Genomic DNA, 19,675 nt, shown 5'->3' on the forward strand with positions numbered 1-19,675 from the left:
AAAAAATATATCAAAACTCAAAGTAAAATTTGTTATAATTATGGCTAAATTTACGCTACTTAGGAAGGATTTATGCCAAAAAGAACCGATATAAAAAATATTTTACTTATAGGAAGTGGACCTATTGTTATAGGACAAGCTTGTGAGTTTGATTATTCTGGGACTCAAGCAGCTAAAACCTTAAAAGAATTAGGCTATCGTATCGTGCTTATTAACTCCAATCCTGCAACCATTATGACAGATCCAGAATTTGCGGATGCAACTTATATAGAACCTATTACAAAAGAAAATATTTTAAATATTATTAAAAAAGAAAAAATTGATGCCATTTTACCTACTATGGGTGGACAAGTAGCACTTAATGTTGCAATGGAAGTTTATGAGAGTGGACTTTTAAATAATGTTAAGTTTTTGGGTGCTAATCCTGAAGCAATTAAAAAGGGAGAAGACCGTCAAGTTTTTAAAGAATGTATGAAAAAAATTGGTATGGATTTGCCAAAATCGATGTATGCGTATAATTATGATGATGCTTTAAAAGCTGTTGATGAAATCGGTTTTCCTTTAATGATACGTGCTTCTTATACTTTAGGCGGTGCTGGAAGTGGCGTTGTTTATAATATGGATGAATTTAAAGATCTTGCTAATACAGCTTTAGCTTTATCTCCTATACATGAAATTCTCATAGAGGAAAGTTTACTTGGGTGGAAAGAGTATGAGATGGAGGTTATACGTGATAAAAATGATAATTGTATCATTGTTTGTAGCATAGAAAATCTTGATCCTATGGGAGTGCATACGGGTGATAGTATCACTGTAGCACCCGCTCTTACCTTGACTGATAAAGAATATCAAGTTATGAGAAATGCTTCTTTTGCTATTTTACGTGAAATTGGAGTGGACACAGGCGGAAGTAATGTCCAATTTGCTGTCAATCCAAAAAATGGCAGGATGATAGTTATAGAAATGAATCCAAGGGTTTCAAGATCAAGTGCTTTGGCAAGTAAAGCAACAGGATATCCTATAGCAAAAGTGGCTACTCTTTTAGCGGTTGGTTTTACTTTAGATGAGATAAAAAATGATATTACAGGGACACCAGCCAGCTTTGAACCTGTACTTGATTATATTGTTACGAAAATTCCTCGTTTTACTTTTGAAAAATTTCCAAATGCAGATGCAACTTTAGGTACAGCAATGAAAAGTGTGGGTGAGGTGATGGCTATAGGACGGACTTTTAAGGAAAGCATCCAAAAGGCACTTTGCTCTTTAGAAAGATCTTTGAGTGGATTTGATGAGATTAAATTTGAAGATAGAAATGATCTTATATTTAAAATTCGAAATCCTAATGAAAAAAGATTGCTTTATATTGCACAAGCTTTTAGAGAAGGATTTAATATAAAAGATCTTTATGAATTAAGCAACATAGATCCTTGGTTTTTATCTCAAATTAAAGAAATTGTAGATTTTGAAAAACAAATTGACATGGATATTTTAAATGATAAAATTCTTTTAAGAAAAGCAAAAACTATGGGCTTTTCTGATAAGATGATCGCATTACAAGTTAATTTGAAAGACAATTTAGAACTTAGTCAAAATGATATTTATTATGCAAGAATGAAACATAAAATTATAGCAGAATTTAGCGAAGTGGATACTTGCGCGGGCGAATTTAAAGCTTTAACTCCTTATTTTTATTCTAGTATTAATGCGAGTGAATTAACTCAAAGCAAACAAGAAGCAAGAGATAAAAAAGAAAAAAAAGTTATGATTATAGGAGGTGGGCCAAATCGTATAGGACAGGGTATAGAATTTGATTATGCTTGTGTACATGCTTCTTTTGCTTTAAAAGATATGGGAATAAAAACTATTATGTATAATTGCAATCCAGAAACTGTTTCAACTGATTATGATACGAGTGATATTTTGTATTTTGAACCTATTGATTTTGAACATTTAAGAGCTGTAATTGAGCGAGAAAAACCTGATGGAATTATTGTGCATTTTGGTGGTCAAACTCCATTAAAATTTGCCAAGCGTTTAAGTGCTTTTGGAGCCAAAATTATAGGAACTAGTGCAAGAGTGATCGATATGGCTGAAGATAGAAAGAAATTTGCTGAATTTATTGAAAAATTAGGTATTAATCAGCCTAAAAATTCTACAGCAATTACAGTAGAAGAAGCAGTATTAAAAGCGGGAGAAATCGGTTATCCAGTTTTAGTTCGTCCAAGTTATGTTTTAGGCGGTAGAGCTATGCGTGTAGTAAGCAATGAATCTGAACTTCGAATTTATATGCAAGAAGCAGTAAGCGTAAGCGATAAAAGTCCAGTTTTAATTGATCAATATTTAGATAATGCTACAGAAATTGATGTGGATGCAATTTGCGATGGAAAAGATGTTTATATTGCTGGAATTATGGAACATATTCAAGAAGCAGGAGTTCATTCTGGTGATAGTGCTTGTTCTTTACCGCCTTGCAATATAGATGAAAAAATGCAAAGCTTAATTTCAGAAAAAACAGCAGATATAGCTTTAAATTTAGGAGTTGTTGGACTTTTAAATATCCAATTTGCTATTTATAATAACGAACTTTATATCATAGAAGTTAATCCTAGAGCGAGTCGAACTGTGCCTTTTGTCAGTAAAGCTACAGGTCTTCCTTTGGCTAAAGTAGCAACACGTATGATGTGGCAAGGTGATCTAAAAGAAGCTTTAAAATTTTATGATTGTTTTAAAGTTGTTGATTTTGCACGTAAAATTTTACAACCTAAAGCTTTAAGATATGTTAGCGTAAAAGAAGCGGTTTTTCCATTTGCAAAGCTAAGTGGTAGCGATTTGGAGCTTGGACCTGAAATGCGTTCTACTGGTGAAGTAATGGGGATTAGTAAAGATTTTGCTAATTCTTTTGCAAAAAGTCAAATTGCGTCATTTAATCATTTGCCAGAAAGTGGAGTTGTATTTATTTCTTTAAAAGAAAAGGATAAGAAGTATGCTAAAAAAATTGCTACAGAGTATGCTAAATTAGGTTTTAAATTAATAGCAACGAGTGGAACTTGTAAAGAAATACAAGCCAATGGTTTTGATTGTGAACTTGTGCATAAAATTTCTGAAGGTCGTCCAAATGTTGAGGATAAATTAAAAAATGGTGAAATTAATCTGGTGATTAATACAAGTGATAGCCATAGTTTTCAAGGAGATACGAAAAAAATCCGTGAAAATATTATACGCTTTAAAATTCCATATTTTACCAACTTACGTTCAGCTATGGCAGGTGCTAAATCAATTAAAGCTATACAGGAAAAAACTTATTTGGAAATAAAAAGCTTACAAGAACATTTAAAAGCTTAAAAATCCATGATCTATTTAGCGCAAACAGATACGACAGCTGGTTTTTTAAGTAAAAATTTAGAAGAAATTAATATCTTAAAAGGCAGGGCTAAAGATAAGCCTTGTCTTATTACTTCAGCAAAGTTAAGTGAGTTACAAAATCTCACAAGGGTGCCAAAAGGTTTTAAAAATTTAGTGCGCCGTGCTAAGAAAACTACTTTTATTTATCCTAATCATCAAGCTATTCGTATTGTTAAAGATTGCAAACATGCTGAATTTTTATCTCAAAATGGTTTTTTTTACTCGAGTTCTGCCAATCAACATGGAAAAAAATTTGATGAAATATGGGCTAAAAGCGTAGCTGATGTGATTTTAGATCAATTTTTTTTTGAAGGTACTCCCTCTAAAATATTAAAAATTAGAGGGAAAAGAAAACTAAAAATCCGATAAAGCTTTTAAAATTTCTTCAAAAGCTATACAAAATTGCTCTAAACCTTCTTGCAATAAAATATCATAAGATTGTTTTAACTCATTTTCTGCGATTATTTGATTAAGTTGTGTTTTAATTTCTGCATCATTTAATGGATTTTTAAAATTATATTCCCAATTAAATGCTTTTATAGCATCAAGTGGAGCAGTATTTACACTGTTTTCAAAAAGAAGTTCTTTAATATAATAATCTTTTACTAGATCATCTCCTTTTACTCCAGTGCTAGCAAAAAGTGCGCGGATATTAGGTTCATTTTGACTTACAATATAATTATAGGCTAAATTCGCATTTAAGATGCCTATGCGATTTTGTTCTTTTGCTTTTGCATTTAAGAGTCTATCAAAGCGACTTACAAAGATACTAATTACAGCTTTTGGAGTATTTAGATTTCCTTTTAAGTGAGCTTGAGATTTTCTAAATTCTACCAAGCCTTGGTTAAGAGCTTCAAAGCATTGTTTATTTTGTTCTTGTGAAAAAATTAGTGTTGCATTTACATTGATACCGTTTTTCATAAGTTCATACATGACTTCATAAGAAGCTTTAGTTGCTGGAATTTTAATCATAACGTTTTCTTTAGCGATGGCTGTATAAAGTTTTTTTGCCTCTCCTAAACTTAAAGCAGTATTATCATAAAATCTTGGATCTATTTCTATACTAATAAAACTATCATTTTTTTGATAAAATAAAGGGGCAAGTTTATCAGCAGCCTTTTTAATATCGCAAATAGCAAGTTCTTCGTAAATTTCTTTTGCTTTTTTACCTTTTAAAGCAGCAATTTTGCTTTGGTAAATTGGAGAATTTAAAATAGCATTTTTAAAAATTGCTGGATTAGAGGTTGCACCATTAATCCCAAGAGATAAAAGGTTTAAAAAATCATGATCTAAAAAACTATTTTCAATAAAATCACACCATAAAGAAAAATTTTTCATTTATATAGCCTTTATTATTTCTTTTAAATCTTTTTTATTTATACAAATATCGGCTTTAGATTGCAAAAGTTTATTGGCGCAAAATGCAATTTTTAAGCCACTTTCTTCAAACATAGCGATATCATTAAAGCCATCTCCAACACACATAACTTCTTCATTTTTTAAGCAAAGCATTTTTTTAAGTTTTTGAAGCATTAATCCTTTAGAATTTAAAAACATCATTTCTCCGCCTACACATCCAGTAAGAATATTATTCTTATGATGTAGATGATTAGCAAAACCTAAATCAATATTTAATTTTTGCATGGCTGGGTTAATACCTTCATAAAAACCACCGCTAAAAATTACTAAAAATATATTTTTAGATTTTAAAAATTCGCAGAGTTCATAAGCTCCATTCATCAAGGGAAGTTTTTGTCCTATTTCTAAAGTTTTTGTATAAGACATGCCTTTAAGATAAGATACTTTTTTAACAAGAATTTCAAAAAAATCAAGTTGTTCGTTAGAATTTGTGTAAGTGATATTTTTTACTTTATCACCTACACCATAAGAATCAGCTAAAATATCTATAGTTTCGCCATCCATCAAAGTGGAATCAAAATCAAAAATACAAAGCTTTATCATTAAAATTCACGTTTAAGTAAGGCTTCAACCTTTAAGATGGTTAAGATATTTTCATCTCTTTTGCCAATGCCATATATCATACCTTTTTCTTTTAATAAAGTTTCAGGTGGCGGATCAATGCGGTTTCTGTGAATTTTGATAGCTTCTGTTAATCTATCTATCACAAAACCCGCATTGCCAGAAGCATTACTACCCGCGTCAGTTGAACCTCTTAAAACGATATAACGAGTTTGAGGAGTCATTTTTGAACTACCTAAATGAAATCGTTGCGCTAAGTCAATAAGAGGCATAACATTACCACGCATATTAAATACACCTAGAACATAATCAGGTACACTTGGAACCCTTGTATATTCTATAGGTTTAATAATTTCTTGGATATTAAGGATTGGAATAGCATATTCTTCATCTCCAACCACAAATCCAACAAGTTGAATAATATCATCTTCTTTTTGATCGATATCAGGACCAGCTATCTGAGTTTGCTGTTTTTGCAATATTTGCTCTAATTTTTCATTACTCATATTCTTATCCTAGTTTTAAATTTTTTCTCACCACATTTTCCAAATATTCTGGAGAATAAGGTTTTGTAATATACTCAGTCATACCTACTTCTACCCCTCTTAAACGATCTGTTTTACTTGTTCTAGAGGTTACAGCTATGAGTGGTAAATTGCGATATTTAGAATATTTTCTAATTTCAGCTGCTAAGGTATAACCATCCATTCTCGGCATTTCAATATCTATAAGCATAGCATCGATATCGTATTCGCCAGATTTAACAATATTAAGCGCCTCAGCTCCATTAGTTGCTTCGATTAAACTTACTCCAAGTGGTTCTAATGCTTTTTGCATTAAAGTTCTATCCATTTTAGAATCATCTACGATTAAAACTTTATAATCGCTTGGTTGTTCTTTTACCTTTTTAGAACTAGCTTCGAGTTGAGCTTTAATATCAACTTTGATTTCTTTGGCCATATCCATCATAGCACCTACATCAATGATCAATGTTACTCTACCATCACCACGTATTGTAGCTCCAGCTATACCTTGTATATTTTGTAAATATTCTCCCATAGACTTGATAACAATTTCTTCTTGTCCTACGAGTGTATCCACTATAATACCAAGCTTACTTTCAGCTACACCGATAACTACAACATAGGTTTGATCGCCACTTTCAAGTACTTGTTTGACGCCAAATACATCAGAAAGTCTTACAAGAGATAAGACTTCATCTCTTAAGCGTAATACATTTTTACCTTCAATAGTATAAATATCATCAACCGGCACTCTAACTGTTTCAAGAACACTTGCCAAAGGAATAGCATAAAATTCCTCTTGAGTTCCAACAAGTAAAGATTGAATGATTGCCAAAGTAAGAGGAATTTTAAGTTTAAAAGTGCTTCCTTTACCTAATTCACTATCAATTTCAATAACACCATTGAGTTTTTCAATATTAGTTTTAACAACGTCCATACCAACGCCACGTCCAGAAACATTGGTAACTTTAGCTGCAGTTGAAAAACCTGGTTTAAAAATAAGTGCAAAGGCTTCCTTGTCTGTCATTTGATCCGCTTCTCTTTCTGTGATCAAATTTTTCTCCATAGCTTTTGCTTTTAAGCCATTTGGATCAAGTCCTTTACCATCATCAGTGATTTCAACAACTATATGATTTCCTTCATTGTAAGCTTTAAGTTGGACTATACCTTTCTCAGGTTTGCCATTGGCTACACGAGTTGCTGGATCTTCTACTCCGTGGTCGCAAGAATTTCTAATCATATGCATAATTGGATCGCCAATTTCTTCAACAATAGATTTATCAAGTTCTGTTTCTTCACCAGAAATTTCAAGCTCTATTTGTTTGCCAAGCTCACGACTTAAGTCTCGAACAACCCTTGGAAATTTATTGAAAACTTTTGCAATAGGTTGCATTCTGGTTTTCATAACTGCTAATTGAACATCAGTTGTAATAATGCTAAGTTGGCTTACAACTTGGTTAAGTTCCTCAAGGAATTTTTCACCTTCATAACGCTCTTCAACATCATCATAAATTTTAAGTAAGCGGTTTTTGCCAAGAACAAGCTCTCCAATTAAATTCATCAAATGATCTAATCTTTTAACTTCAACACGTATAGTTTGATCCATACCACCGCCACTACTTGATGCTGGAACTTTTTTTTCACCACCGCTATCTGTTTTTTGTGGAGTTGGTGTTGTTGCACTTTTCTTTTTTTGTGCGCGACGAGCTTGATCTTCAGCTTTTCTTACTTTTAATAATCTTTCGATTTCAGCTTCCACTTCAGAATCGCTTAATTGATTAACATCCACTTCTGGCTCTTGCGCAGGCTCTTCTTTAGGAGTTTCTACTGGTTTTTCTTCCACTGGAGCTGAATTTCCAACTGGAGCTTCTCCTTCTGAAATAGCCGTCAATCTTGTACAAATTGGATCTATATCCATGCCTATGGCTGTGTCATTTCCATTATCACGGATAGAGTTAAGCAAAGTTTTCATTCTATCAATAGATTCTAAAACTACGTCCATGATATCTGGAGTGATTTTTAATTCCCCGTGTCTTGCTTTATTTAAAACATCTTCCATATGATGGGTTAATTTTGTTAAAACATCAAAATTTAAAAAGCTTGATGAGCCTTTTACTGTATGTGCAACACGGAAAATTCTATTAAGTAATTCTAAATCTTCTGGATTTGATTCAAGTTCTACCAAATCATGGTCGATTTGCTCAACTAGCTCAAAAGCCTCAACTAAAAAGTCTTCAAGTATTTCTTGCATATCTTCCATATTTTACCCCTGTTCTTGTGATTGGTGTTTTTTTAAAACTTTAGTTATTTCGCTAAAGAAATCACTAGCATTAAATTTAACCAAATAGCCTTCTCCACCAGCTTCTTGGACACCCTTTTCATTCATAAACTCATTTGACAATGATGAATTAAAGACAATTGGAATATCTTTAAAACGTGCATCATCCTTAAGACGTGCTGCAAAATGGAAACCATCCATTTGAGGCATTTCAACGTCACTAATTATAATTTTTAAAATATCACATAAATTTTCACCATAAACTTGACTAAGTTCTTCAAGTTTATTTAAACCTTCAACACCATCTTTAGCTTCGATAACTTGCAAACCTAATTGTTGCATCATATCTTTTACACGTTTTCTAGCTGTTAAGCTATCGTCTAAGATAAGTGCTGTTCCGCTAAATTTTTCTAATTTATAATCAACATCGGTTTTAGGTGAATAAATTCCTAGTTCCTCTATCACGCTTTCTAAATCAAGTATTAATAATACTTCATCATTTTCTATACGTGTAACCCCAGTAATTTTACCTTTATCTAAGGCACCAGAACCTGCTGAAAAACTTGCTGGTTCTATATCTCTCCAATTAATACGACGAATTCTTTTAGCTTCATGAACGATAAAGCCTATAAGAATATTGCTAAATTCGGTAATAATTACTCTAGGTTTTAGCATAGTACTTTCTGGCTCAGTGATTTGCATCCATTTTGCAAGATTAACTACAGGAATAACAATACCACGAAGATCAAAAATTCCTTCGATATATTCAGGTACCCCTGGAAGTTCTGTAAGAGTTGGAATTTTGATAATTTCTCTAACTTTAGAGACATTTACTCCATAAATTCCTTCATAAATCTTATCTTGTCCTTGCTTAAAGATACGGAAATCGACAAGCTCCATTTCATTTGAACCCGTTTTCACGATATTTTCATCAAACATTTTGACCCCTCAATTTCTGTTCTCGAAATTCAATTTCTTGTTTGTATTCTACTAAAAAAAAACTTTCCTTATGTGCAAAACTATCAGGATTAAAATATTTAATGTTTTTTTTGTTAAGAATAAAATTTTGATGATAATGTCCCTCGCACACCCAAGAGCCTAAATTATTGTATTTGAGATATCTTTCATTAGCTAAATTTTCAAAATTTTGAATTTTATAAAATAGATTTTTTTGATTTTGATTTTTTAAGATTTTTTTTGATATAGCATGAAAACTAATTTGATTTATCCAATTTAAAAATACAAGTAAATAATGATTTCTAAGGCTTTTTAAAAGAATTTGTAAGCATGGAGATAAAAAAATATCTCCATGTGCTAAAAAAATATAAGAATTTTCATTTTTAACTTTACTTGTATGCAATTTAAGTTTTAAAGGTTGCGTTTTTATAGGAAAAATTTTTACTTTTTTAAAAAAGCAAGAAAGATTAAAATCATGGTTTCCTTCAAGATAAATAATTTCTATAGTTTGTGCTAATTCTTCAAGCAGATAAATATAAGGTTTTGCAAAATCATGAGTAGCAGAAATTTCTCCAATAAGCAGATCAAAAATATCACCCATTAAGATAAGTTGAGGCGTGGAAATTTCATTATTTTTCAAAGCTTGTAGAAATTTCCAAAAACCTCTTCGTTGAGTATTTTCATGTGCATCGGCAATTAAAATTGCTTTATCTTTTAGGATTAATTCTTGCATCCTTAGAATTTCAAAGGTTCATAGCTAATAGAAATGATTTCAAATTCGCTTTCACCTTTAGGTAAGCGAACTTTAAATTCATCGCCTTCTTTTTTTCCAAGCATGGCTTTTGCTATAGGTGAAGCAATGGAAATATAACCTTTATCAAGATCTCCTTCACAAATTCCAACAAGAGTGTATTTACTTTCTTTTTCAGTATCTAAATCCATAATCACAACACTAGATCCGAATTTTACGCTATCGTGTTCATAACTTGCAGGGTCTATAACTTGCGCACGAGCTAGCAAATCGCTAAGTTCTGCTATGCGACTTTCAATTAAGGCTTGTTTTTCTCTAGCCGCGTGGTATTCTGCATTTTCTTTTAGATCCCCATGACTTCTTGCAGTGTCGATTTCTATGACGACTGCTGGGCGTTGATTGTCTTTTAAGTCTTTTAATTCAGCAACTAATTTATCATATCCAAATTGACTCATTGGTTCTTTTTGCATAATTTATCCTTTTAATTTTCATCAAGTATTTTAGCTAAATTTTTTGCACTTCCAAATTTTAAATATTGTTTTAAAAAATTAACTTTAGCAAAAAAACTCTTATAATCGTATTTAAGATAAGCTTGATATAAATTTTCTACATTGACTTCATTTTGTAAGAATTCAGGGTTTAATTCTTCTTTTCCTGCAAAATCACAAAAAATATTTGCAAGACCGATGTGTTTTAATTTCACAAAAAGCTTTGCTATAAAAATATCAATCGCCTTTGCCTTGTAAGCAAGCACAAAAGGAGTTCCGACCAAAGCCGCCTCCAAAGTTGCTGTGCCGCTGCAAATAAAGGCAAAATCTGATTTTTTTAAAACTTTAGGTGTATTACTCTCTATTTTAAATTCGCTAATATCGCCATAAATATCGAGTTTATTAAGATTAAAAGGAGGGATACAAAGGATCTTTTCACCTTGAAAATTTTTAGAAAGCTCTTTAAAAATAGGCATTAAGCGTTTGATTTCACTTCTTCTTGATCCAGGTAAAAAAGCAACGATTTTTTCACTTTCTTTTTTTGAAAGTAAAATTTGTGCATCTTTTTCATCTTTAAATTCTTTGATTTCGTCTAAAAGCGGGTGTCCAACGTAAATACTTTTGCTAAAAAACTGATCGTCAAAAGGTAAGATAGAAGCTAAAACATCAAAGTGACTTTCTATGATGGGAATTCTTCCTTTTTTCCATGCCCAAACTTGAGGTAAGATATAATAAATTCTTTTTATTTTAGAATTTGCTTTTTTTAAAGCTTTCGCAAAAGGGATGTTAAAAGCGGGAGAATCTATGCACAAAATTGCATCAATTTTTTGAGTAAAAGCTAAATTCACAAGCTCTTTTATCGCGCGTTTTGCCTTAAAGATAAGAGGTAAGATCTCTACAAAACCCATAGCACTAAATTCGTGTGAGCTGTAGAGGGGTTTTGAGCTTAGATTAAACTCATCACATAAGTTTTCGTCATAAATTCCTACTAAATTAAATTCTCTATACTCATCTTTATAAGCTTTTAAAACTTCTTTGAGGTGCAAATTTGCTGAAGGTTCTAAGGCACAAACGAGAAAGGTTTTCATTTTTTACCCTCTTTTAAATTTTTAGAAAAAGAATCATAGCTAATTTTCACTTAAAGAATTTGCTTGAAAATTAAAATCATATATTATTAATAATTATTGTCAATAAATAAATTTTTACTTAATATTTTTCTGATATAATCTTTATCATGGAATTTACAATCAATCAAATTTTAATAGCGATGATTTTGACCATTTTGGCAGGATTTTCAACAGCTATTGGTTCAGTGATAGCATTTTTCAGCAAAAATGATAACCTTAGAATCCTTTCTTTTGGACTCGGTTTTTCTGCTGGTGTGATGATATATATTTCTTTCATGGAAATTTTACCTTCGTCTTTTATAGATTTTAAAAAATATTATAATTCAAGTTATGGAGAACTTTTGGCACTTTTGTGTTTTTTTGGAGGAATTTTTTTATCAGCTATCATTGATAAATTTATCCCTGAAGATGTTAATCCGCACGAACCAAAAGAGGATTTAAGTGAGCTTAAAATTTGTCCTTTGCCTAAGAAAAATGAAAAAGCTCCCGCTTTTCATGCAGGAGAACCTCTTAAAAAAATTAATACCAAGGCTTTAAAAAGAACAGGAATTTTTACCGCACTTGCAATAGCAATACATAATTTTCCTGAAGGTTTTGCAACTTTTATTTCAAGTCTTGATAATCTTAATTTTGGTGTAGCTATTGCCGTAGCTGTAGCGATACATAATATTCCCGAAGGAATGGCAGTTTCTTTGCCAATTTATCATGCTACAAATGATAAGAAAAAAGCCTTTGTTTATTCAGCACTTTCTGGTATAGCAGAGCCTATAGGAGCATTTGTTGGAGCATTTTTGATTTTGCCTATTATGAATGGACTTACTTTAGCTATTACTTTTGCTATAGTGGCTGGAATTATGGTATTTATTTCTTTTGATGAGCTATTACCTGCCGCAAAAACTTATGATAAAGCCCATGATAGTCTTTATGGACTTGTTTTAGGAATGGCTGTGATGGCGATAAGTTTGATTTTATTAAATCCTTAGGTTAAATCAAGAGTTAAAAACACCTTGTTTTGATTTCTTTTACTGGTTTTTTAATTAAAAAGTCATCATTTTGTAATAGAAATTTGAGATATTTTTTCTTAAAGATTATCTAAAATAAGTTTTTATATTTTATTATTTAGTGTTTTAAACCATTTATAAAATTTGTCCAATTCTTCACATTTGATAGAACTAGGATATTGCTGTCTTTTTAAAATCATCTTCTTGGCGAATTTTTAAATTTGCAAAAATTTTCTTTATTTAATTCTCTTTTTTAAAATACTCTTTTGCATCACTTCTATATTATAATTGAATTTAGAGTATCTTCGCTTTTACTTATATCAAAAATCTTTCCCAAATTAAAACAATTTTTAACTACTCAACAACATCTATGAGAATATTTTTTCTCTTATATCTTCTATGTAATTAAAGGCTTCAATTAGCTGTGTAAAAATAGAATAAATTTTCTAAGTTGTTCTCATCATTTAAAACACTTTTTAATATTTTTCCTGTATATTCCATGATAATATAAGCTGTATAAATATTTTCATAAAGATAATAATTAAAAATTCTAACAATATTTTTATGATTTAACTTATATAAAATTTTATCTTAGTATGTTATTGATGCATTTTTCTTGGTATTCTTATTTTTAAAAAAATTATTTAATTTCTTGCAGATAGTAGCGAAATTTGACTTAAAATGCAGAGAAAATCTCTGCGTAAATTATTTTCTATATCCGTATTTTTTAAATACTTTATAAGCATCATCACTTTTAAGATAAGTGATAAAATCTTGAATTTGTTTATCCGCATCATTTTTTGCGACTACATTAAAAGTTCTATATACGACTAATTTTTTTTCGATATTGACAACGTCGCCATAATCTGGATTTGCTTTAGCCCAATCAATCCAAGTGATCCACGCATCTGCTTTTTTTTCTAAAAATAATTTTTTGGCAGCACCACTATTAGGAGTGAAAGCAACGATATTGTTTCTAAAATCTTGAATCATTTTTATATTTTGAGTTCTTCCTATCATATCTTCCCAAACGCCAGTTCCTGAAGTATTGCTTTTTCCTGCACCTTCTGGGACAACGATTTTCACTCCTTTTTTGGCAAGATCTTCTAAGCCTTTGATTTTTAAAGGATTGCCTTTTTGAGTAAGAATGATGGCTTTTCTAAAATACAATGGTTCGATTTTTTTAACATCAAATTTTTTATCAAAATCTGTTGTAATAGCTAAAGCTGATTGATCTGAAGCGCCAAATAAAATATCTGCATCTTTTTTTGCTTTTTCTACCCAAGTGGCTTGAGGACCAAAGGTAAGATTAACTTTTGTGCCAGTTTTTTTCTCATATTTTTTTGCTATTTCTTGTAGGGCAAAGTGAGGACCACCTGGACCATACATATTAATATCTGCAAAAGCTAAGCTTGCAAAAACTGCACAAGCACCAAATAAATTTAGTATTTTTTTCATTTTTCATCCTATTAAAATTTTTAATGAAATGTGATTATAATACAAGATAATTAATTCTTTTTCCTAAATATAAAAATTTTTAAGGAGTTTTTATGGATATTGTTCAAAGATTTATTAATTATACTAAGATCAATACTACAACTCATAAAGAAAATGGTTTAGCGGGTATTATGCCTTCAAATCCTAATGAAATGCAACTGGCTAGTTTGCTAGAAAAGGAACTTAAAGAGCTTGGATTGAGTCAGATTATTAAAAGATCAAATTCTATCACAACAGCACTTTTACCTGCTAATGTTTCCAATGCACCTCGTATAGCTTTTTTTGCACATTTAGATACTAGCAGTGAGCAAAAAAATGATACTAAGGCACAAATTACGCATTATGAAGGTGGAGATATTTGTCTAAATAAAGAATTAGATCTTTATCTAAGGGAAAGCGAATTTAAAGAGCTTAAAAATTACAAAGGAGATGATATTATCCATACTGATGGGACGAGTTTGCTTGGAGCGGATGATAAAGCTGGTATTGCTGCAATTATGGATATGCTTGAATTTTTTGTTAAAAATCCTTCTTTAAAGCATGGAGATATTATTGTGGGTTTTTTACCTGATGAAGAGCAGGGATTAAGAGGGGCTAAAGCTTTTGATGTGAAAGAAGTTAATGCTGATTTTGGGTATTGTTTAGATTGTTGTGGCATAGGAGAATTTATCTATGAAAATTGGAATGCTGCAGATGCTATAGTAACTTTTCAAGGAGTTTCAGCACATCCTATGAGTGCAAAAGGTAAGCTCGTAAATTCACTTATTTTAGCCCATCAATTTATTTCTATGCTTCCAAGGGGTGAGGCGCCTGAATACACAGAAGGTAAGGAAGGGTATTTTTGGGTAAAAGAATTAAATGGAAATAGTGCAAAAACGATTTTAAAAATAGATATTAGAGAATTTGATGAAGAAAAATATAATCAAAGAATACAATTTTTAAAAGATTTGTGCAATTCTTGTGAGAAATTATGGGGCAAACAAAGCATACAAATTCATCTGTCTCATCGTTACAAAAATGTTTTTAATGCCTTAAAAACTAAGGATTGTCTTCCTGTAAAATTGGCCTTAAAAGCCTATGAAAATTTAGATATAAAAGCAAAGATTATTCCAATGCGTGGCGGTTATGATGGGGCTGTGTTATCTGAAAAAGGGCTTATGTGTCCAAATATTTTTACTGGAGCACATAATTTTCATTCTATTTATGAATACTTGCCACTTAAATCCTTAAAAGCAGCAAGTAAAGTTTTGCAAGAAATAATTCTTTTAGCAAGTGAAACTAAAGCATAATAAAAGCAATTACTATAAGAGAGATAATTGAACCTAATGCAGTTCTTTTTACAATTTCTATTGTATTAACTCCAGCGATACCTGCTACAATAATGCTTGCTGCCATGATAGGTGAAACAACCCTTCCAAGCACTCCAGCAACTGTAGCTACCATTCCCAATGCGACCTGATCAAATCCTAGAGCTTGTGCGTGTATGGTGATTGATTGATTAAAGGCCATAGTTGGAGCATCGCCTGAGCCTGTTACCATAGCCATTAAAAAAGGTATAAAAGTCCCTCCAAATCGGACGTAATGTTGTTCATTTTTTAAAATTTCAATCACAGCATCGATGGCTCCACAGGCTTTTAATCCAGCAGCAAAAACACTTGCAGCTACAATAATACCTACAACATTAGCATAAGAGCTTCCCATACCATTGAAAAATTCTTGACAAATTTTACTCGGACTACTCATGGTTATTACCATAGCTAAGATAGCACCTAAAAGCATTGCTTCTGCGACTTGAATTTTTGTTGTCCAGTCTAAAATAGGATTTAAAAATTCAATTTTTGGTAAATCACTAGCACCAATGATTAAAATGATAATAGGAACTAAAGGCATTAAAGCATATAAAAAATTTGCTTTTTGAATTCCTTCTTTTGTTTGTGTCTTACTCTCATAAACAATTCCTTTTGTATAGTCTTTAAAAATAAGAGCCATAATGATTAAAGAAATACAAGTGATGATTGCAGAAACTAAAGTATAATTAAACTGGACGCTTAAAACCTGAGGAATACTTAAACCACTCATATCAGCAATGATGCCATTATGAGAAGTTCCAGGGCTTAAAGCACTTCCTAAGGTTCCACTTACTACAGCAGTTGCCGCCATAGCAGGTTTTATCCCAGAAGCCATCAATAAAGGGATCAAGGTTGCCCCAACAGCCGCAGAACAACCTGCTGCAGAAGGAATAGCTATAGAAATAAAAAAAGTTATTATAAAAGCAATAGGAATTAAGAAAAAACCTAAATTCTTTAAAGGAGCAGTGAGTAATCGGACTAAATGAGCATCACATTGGGTAAATTTCATTACAAAAGCAAAGCCCATACTAGCACAAATAGCTTTAAGTAAAGAAGCTTGAGTCATTGAAAAAGTAAAAGCATTTAAAGCATCAATTGGTTTTAAAGAAACTAAGCAAAGAATAAAACCAACACCAAATAAAGTAGTTTTTGTTTCAGCTTTTTTAATAAGTAAAATAATAGTAACTAAAGTTCCTATAGCTGCTAATATCAGATAAAAATCATGCATTTTATTTTCCTTTAATAAAGATACTCTTGATCAAGATTTAAAGTTGTGCTTTTCATAGGATATTCAAATTTAAGTACTGAATTATGTCCTAGAATTTTGATTTTATCATCTTTTATTCTAAGGGCTGATCCTTCTGGTATAGCGTAAATTGTTTCTTTAGGATTGGCAATAAGAAATTCTTCCAAGCGTTCTTCGCGGCTTTCTCCATTATGTCCTTGAATTTTTCCACTGATAAAATGAGGATTGATTTGATGAGGAAAGAGATTGAGCGCATCAAAGCTTTTAGGCATAATAATAGGCATATCATTGGTTGTTTTTATGCTTTTTCCTGCTATATTAGAACCTGCACTCCAACCTATATAGCACGCTCCTTCTTTGATACGTTGAGTTAAACAATTTAGAAGATCATATTTGTAAAGTTTATATAAAAGCATAAAAGTATTTCCGCCACCTACTAAGATAACTTTGGCTTTTGAAATAGCTTCTTGGGGATTATTAGAATGATGAATTGAGATAATATTTTCTTTATTTAAACTTTCTTTTACTTTTTTTTCATATTCTTCGTTAGTTCTTCTTACTCCAGCATAAGGGATAAATAAGATTGGATCTTGTTTAACATCGCATTCTTCTAAAAAATTTTCTATAAGATTTTTAGCATGAGTTAAATAACCCGTTTCTTTGTAGCTTGAACTGCTTAAAAGTAAAATATTTAACATAAGAATTTCCTTTTTAAGATAATTTTTTGGCAATTATATCAAAAATCATTGTTTTTAAAAAAATATATTGTTTTAAAATTTTTACTTTATTTATAATTTAAATAAAAAATTAATTCTTAATTTACCTAAAAAGGTAAATTAATTAAGAGGAGTAGCTTCTACTATAGCAGGGGTAAAGAACATTAATTGAGATGGATCGATAAAAAATCCAGGACCAATGATACATTTTTTAATTCCTATGCGTTTTTCTAAAGCAACTTGAGGATTATAAAAAGTTGACATACATTCAACCCCGCCTAAAACTAAAGAACGAATTTGCAAAGCTGAACTTGTTGTAGGCATGATAGAAAAAACAGTTTCTAATTTTTCATCTTCTAAATCTTTTTTACAAGATTTAGCATCAAAAAAGCCACTTTCTAAGATGGCTAAGCAAATATCATCATCATTTGGATTAACAAATTGTACATATCCAAAAGGAAGTTTATCGGCTAAAGTGTCTTTTGCTTTTAATTTATCGCTTAAGATAATCTCTCTTAAAACCCAATTTTGATCAGTTAAATCTTGTGAACTTTCTCTAAAAACACTGACTGAAATACCTGTATCTAGTGACCTTATTGCAAACATAGGTGTGTAATCAGGTAAGTCTCCTTTGGGTTCAATACCAAAAGCTAAGCTCATTAATGCGGCACATAAAATTAAAATTTTTTTCATTTAAAACCTCCTAAAATTTACCGGAAAATGATCAGAAGCTAAAAAACTTCTAATACCTGCTAAAGCTAAAACAGCTGTAATTAAAGGAGGTCTATAAGCAGCAGCTTGGTTAGAGTTTCCTGTTACAGCATAATCAATTGTATTGCCCGAAGTTTGAGTAAAAGAAGGTGGATATACTACATTGATACGTCTTCTTAAATCAGGATCTAATAAAGGGGTTAGTTGATCAGGATTGCGATTAAAATCTCCCATAATCATCCAATTAATATCAGGCATATTTCTAAAATGCATATCTACAGCTGTTACTATAGCACCAGCGTCATTCCCACCCCTAGCTAAAGCATGGATACTAAAAAAAGCATCATTACCTATTCTAATTCCTATAATAGGTCGTGAGGCTACTGTTGGTGGAGGCAAAACGATGACTTCATCAGCTCTTATTCTACTAACTATGGCCATATTTACTCGATTGGCGCCAACATCTACTCTTGAATAGTAAATATAAGCAATATTTGGACGTGATAAAGAACCTAAATTCCACTCATATTCATGTATAGGAATTCCAACGCCTACGGGTTGGACTTGTCTTGTAGTCATAATAGCTGTTGCTGGCAAAACACCAGCTTCTTGTATGGCAACTATATCTAAAGGATTATCTCCAGTAACAAGCTGTCTTACACTGATATTCCATTTGCTTTCAGTTGAGGCTGAAGAACCTTGCATATTCCATGTTCCTGTAGAGTAATTCTCTAAAGCTGCAAAAACAAAACTAATATTAATAGCCAAGAATAAGATAATTTTTTTCATAATTGCTCCTTAAGATAAGGCGAATTTGTTCCATAAGCAGGAGTTGTAATATACCATTGTTTATCTAAAGTTGTTTCACCAGCCTTAGCACAATTTTGCAAAAAGATTTGATAAGAATCAAGATTAAATTCATGCATAACATCTTTTACAGGGGTTTGTATGCATTGTTCTGTGCCAAGATTTTTAATCTGATAAGCTCCATTGCTCATAGGAATGAGTTTCCAAAATTGTGCTTGATTGCTTTGGTCGCAAGGATAATGAACTATACCATTACCATAAGCATTTAAACAAGTATTTGTTTTGGCGTTTTTAATCATAACAATATCACTAGTAAATTCAATCAATTGCCATACTCTAGCATCTTCTAATTTTCTACTATTATATAGACTATAGCCCCATATCCAATTTCCTGGATTAATTCCCCATACAGTAAGCGCTGCTCCATTAGGATTCATAATGGTTACAAAATCACTCGTATAGCTAATACCTCCTACAGCTGAAACATCGTTAAAATCTCCATTTGATTTTAATCTTGGTCTTGGAGTTTGAGTTGAATTTGCATCAGCAGAATCAAAACGAATGACAGGTGGCACTAAAGGTATATCTGGAAATTTTTCTCCTTCAACTAAACTAGGAGTATCTTGCTTGGCTGGTTTAGTTGGCTCTTTACCTATTTTTAAAGGATCATTATCATACATATCTCCATAAGAGCGTCCTAGAGGATTGAGTTCTTTAGTCGAACAAGCCGAAAATATTACAGCAAAAACTAGAAAAAATAAACTATATTTAATTTTTTTCATAGGCAATATCCTTAATTTTGATATTTAATATCATAACATATATTTACAAATATTTACAA

18 protein-coding genes are annotated in these 19,675 nt (G+C 31.3%); 4 read left to right on the forward strand and 14 right to left on the reverse strand.

Features of this window, described 5'->3' with window-relative positions:
- Positions 1-72 precede the first annotated feature (72 nt).
- Positions 73-3,342: a carbamoyl-phosphate synthase large subunit gene (gene carB / locus CMOL_RS00285; RefSeq protein ID WP_239820325.1), complete on the forward strand. Its 3,270-nt coding sequence runs from the start codon at positions 73-75 to the stop codon at positions 3,340-3,342.
- 6 nt (positions 3,343-3,348) lie between these two features.
- Positions 3,349-3,771: a Sua5 YciO YrdC YwlC family protein gene (locus CMOL_RS00290; RefSeq protein ID WP_239820326.1), complete on the forward strand. Its 423-nt coding sequence runs from the start codon at positions 3,349-3,351 to the stop codon at positions 3,769-3,771.
- Here CMOL_RS00290 and CMOL_RS00295 read toward each other — a convergent pair.
- From CMOL_RS00295 to lpxB, 8 genes are read right to left on the reverse strand one after another with little or no spacing between them, the layout of a single operon-like run.
- Positions 3,757-4,740, reverse strand: a complete 984-nt coding sequence (locus CMOL_RS00295) for a transaldolase (RefSeq protein WP_239820327.1) — start codon at positions 4,738-4,740, stop codon at positions 3,757-3,759. The two genes, CMOL_RS00290 and CMOL_RS00295, sit on opposite strands and share 15 nt — an antisense overlap.
- Positions 4,741-5,364: a phosphoserine phosphatase SerB gene (gene serB, locus CMOL_RS00300; protein WP_200281325.1), complete on the reverse strand. Its 624-nt coding sequence runs from the start codon at positions 5,362-5,364 to the stop codon at positions 4,741-4,743. It lies immediately after the preceding gene.
- A complete protein-coding gene (locus CMOL_RS00305) occupies positions 5,364-5,888 on the reverse strand; it encodes a chemotaxis protein CheW (RefSeq protein ID WP_137621902.1) in 525 nt (174 codons plus the stop codon). Before CMOL_RS00305 ends, serB begins: the two co-directional genes overlap by 1 nt.
- Before the next feature lie 4 nt (positions 5,889-5,892).
- Positions 5,893-8,166 carry a hybrid sensor histidine kinase/response regulator gene (locus CMOL_RS00310; RefSeq protein WP_200281329.1) on the reverse strand — a complete coding sequence of 758 codons (2,274 nt, stop codon included), beginning with the start codon at positions 8,164-8,166 and terminating at the stop codon, positions 5,893-5,895.
- A 3-nt stretch (positions 8,167-8,169) separates the two neighbouring features.
- Positions 8,170-9,123, reverse strand: coding sequence for a chemotaxis protein (locus CMOL_RS00315; RefSeq protein ID WP_200281332.1), 954 nt, complete (start codon positions 9,121-9,123; stop codon positions 8,170-8,172).
- Entirely contained in the window at positions 9,116-9,874 is a 759-nt protein-coding gene (locus tag CMOL_RS00320; protein ID WP_325100683.1) for a metallophosphoesterase, read from the reverse strand. The genes CMOL_RS00315 and CMOL_RS00320 overlap by 8 nt, the downstream gene beginning before the upstream one ends.
- A 2-nt stretch (positions 9,875-9,876) precedes the next feature.
- Positions 9,877-10,362, reverse strand: a complete 486-nt coding sequence (gene greA, locus CMOL_RS00325) for a transcription elongation factor GreA (RefSeq protein ID WP_200281335.1) — start codon at positions 10,360-10,362, stop codon at positions 9,877-9,879.
- Between the two features lie 11 nt (positions 10,363-10,373).
- The gene (gene lpxB / locus CMOL_RS00330; RefSeq protein ID WP_239820328.1) at positions 10,374-11,468 is read right to left on the reverse strand and encodes a lipid-A-disaccharide synthase; all 1,095 of its coding nucleotides are present in this window, start codon (positions 11,466-11,468) and stop codon (positions 10,374-10,376) included.
- A 146-nt stretch (positions 11,469-11,614) separates the two neighbouring features.
- On the opposite strand from lpxB, the gene zupT reads away from it, so the two are divergent.
- On the forward strand, positions 11,615-12,490 hold the full coding sequence (zupT, locus tag CMOL_RS00335; protein WP_239820329.1) for a zinc transporter ZupT: 876 nt from the start codon (positions 11,615-11,617) through the stop codon (positions 12,488-12,490).
- A gap of 723 nt (positions 12,491-13,213) precedes the next feature.
- Here the strand turns inward: zupT and CMOL_RS00340 are convergent.
- Entirely contained in the window at positions 13,214-13,966 is a 753-nt protein-coding gene (locus CMOL_RS00340) for an extracellular solute-binding protein (protein WP_239820330.1), read from the reverse strand.
- A 92-nt stretch (positions 13,967-14,058) separates the two neighbouring features.
- Between CMOL_RS00340 and pepT the strand changes: the two genes are divergently transcribed.
- Positions 14,059-15,294, forward strand: coding sequence for a peptidase T (gene pepT, locus CMOL_RS00345; RefSeq protein WP_239820331.1), 1,236 nt, complete (start codon positions 14,059-14,061; stop codon positions 15,292-15,294).
- Here pepT and dcuC read toward each other — a convergent pair.
- The 5 genes from dcuC to CMOL_RS00370 all read right to left on the reverse strand — a co-directional run bounded on the left by dcuC (position 15,284) and on the right by CMOL_RS00370 (position 19,616).
- Positions 15,284-16,582 (reverse strand): C4-dicarboxylate transporter DcuC, encoded by a 1,299-nt coding sequence (dcuC, locus tag CMOL_RS00350; RefSeq protein ID WP_239820332.1) that lies wholly within the window; start codon positions 16,580-16,582, stop codon positions 15,284-15,286. The two genes, pepT and dcuC, sit on opposite strands and share 11 nt — an antisense overlap.
- An 11-nt stretch (positions 16,583-16,593) precedes the next feature.
- Positions 16,594-17,298, reverse strand: a complete 705-nt coding sequence (gene pepE, locus CMOL_RS00355) for a dipeptidase PepE (protein ID WP_239820333.1) — start codon at positions 17,296-17,298, stop codon at positions 16,594-16,596.
- A gap of 138 nt (positions 17,299-17,436) precedes the next feature.
- Complete coding sequence (locus CMOL_RS00360; protein ID WP_200281357.1) at positions 17,437-18,009, reverse strand: RICIN domain-containing protein; 573 nt, start codon at positions 18,007-18,009, stop codon at positions 17,437-17,439.
- Positions 18,010-18,816, reverse strand: a complete 807-nt coding sequence (locus CMOL_RS00365; RefSeq protein ID WP_239820334.1) for a cytolethal distending toxin subunit B family protein — start codon at positions 18,814-18,816, stop codon at positions 18,010-18,012.
- Positions 18,813-19,616 carry an RICIN domain-containing protein gene (locus CMOL_RS00370; RefSeq protein ID WP_239820335.1) on the reverse strand — a complete coding sequence of 268 codons (804 nt, stop codon included), beginning with the start codon at positions 19,614-19,616 and terminating at the stop codon, positions 18,813-18,815. Before CMOL_RS00370 ends, CMOL_RS00365 begins: the two co-directional genes overlap by 4 nt.
- Positions 19,617-19,675: the final 59 nt, after the last annotated feature.

This window comes from Campylobacter sp. RM10537, from assembly GCF_022369435.1.
GTDB lineage: Bacteria > Campylobacterota > Campylobacteria > Campylobacterales > Campylobacteraceae > Campylobacter_D > Campylobacter_D molothri.

Bases quoted from the DNA above. Each gene is read 5' to 3' on its own strand.
- CMOL_RS00305 (WP_137621902.1), bottom strand. From the start codon at position 5,888: ATGAGTAATGAAAAATTAGAGCAAATATTGCAAAAACAGCAAACTCAG.
- CMOL_RS00340 (WP_239820330.1), bottom strand. From the start codon at position 13,966: ATGAAAAAAATACTAAATTTATTTGGTGCTTGTGCAGTTTTTGCAAGC.
- lpxB (WP_239820328.1), bottom strand. From the start codon at position 11,468: ATGAAAACCTTTCTCGTTTGTGCCTTAGAACCTTCAGCAAATTTGCAC.
- greA (WP_200281335.1), bottom strand. From the start codon at position 10,362: ATGCAAAAAGAACCAATGAGTCAATTTGGATATGATAAATTAGTTGCT.
- pepT (WP_239820331.1), top strand. From the start codon at position 14,059: ATGGATATTGTTCAAAGATTTATTAATTATACTAAGATCAATACTACA.
- carB (WP_239820325.1), top strand. From the start codon at position 73: ATGCCAAAAAGAACCGATATAAAAAATATTTTACTTATAGGAAGTGGA.
- serB (WP_200281325.1), bottom strand. From the start codon at position 5,364: ATGATAAAGCTTTGTATTTTTGATTTTGATTCCACTTTGATGGATGGC.
- zupT (WP_239820329.1), top strand. From the start codon at position 11,615: ATGGAATTTACAATCAATCAAATTTTAATAGCGATGATTTTGACCATT.
- CMOL_RS00370 (WP_239820335.1), bottom strand. From the start codon at position 19,616: ATGAAAAAAATTAAATATAGTTTATTTTTTCTAGTTTTTGCTGTAATA.
- dcuC (WP_239820332.1), bottom strand. From the start codon at position 16,582: ATGCATGATTTTTATCTGATATTAGCAGCTATAGGAACTTTAGTTACT.
- CMOL_RS00295 (WP_239820327.1), bottom strand. From the start codon at position 4,740: ATGAAAAATTTTTCTTTATGGTGTGATTTTATTGAAAATAGTTTTTTA.
- CMOL_RS00320 (WP_325100683.1), bottom strand. From the start codon at position 9,874: ATGCAAGAATTAATCCTAAAAGATAAAGCAATTTTAATTGCCGATGCA.
- CMOL_RS00365 (WP_239820334.1), bottom strand. From the start codon at position 18,816: ATGAAAAAAATTATCTTATTCTTGGCTATTAATATTAGTTTTGTTTTT.
- CMOL_RS00310 (WP_200281329.1), bottom strand. From the start codon at position 8,166: ATGGAAGATATGCAAGAAATACTTGAAGACTTTTTAGTTGAGGCTTTT.
- CMOL_RS00360 (WP_200281357.1), bottom strand. From the start codon at position 18,009: ATGAAAAAAATTTTAATTTTATGTGCCGCATTAATGAGCTTAGCTTTT.
- CMOL_RS00315 (WP_200281332.1), bottom strand. From the start codon at position 9,123: ATGTTTGATGAAAATATCGTGAAAACGGGTTCAAATGAAATGGAGCTT.
- pepE (WP_239820333.1), bottom strand. From the start codon at position 17,298: ATGTTAAATATTTTACTTTTAAGCAGTTCAAGCTACAAAGAAACGGGT.
- CMOL_RS00290 (WP_239820326.1), top strand. From the start codon at position 3,349: ATGATCTATTTAGCGCAAACAGATACGACAGCTGGTTTTTTAAGTAAA.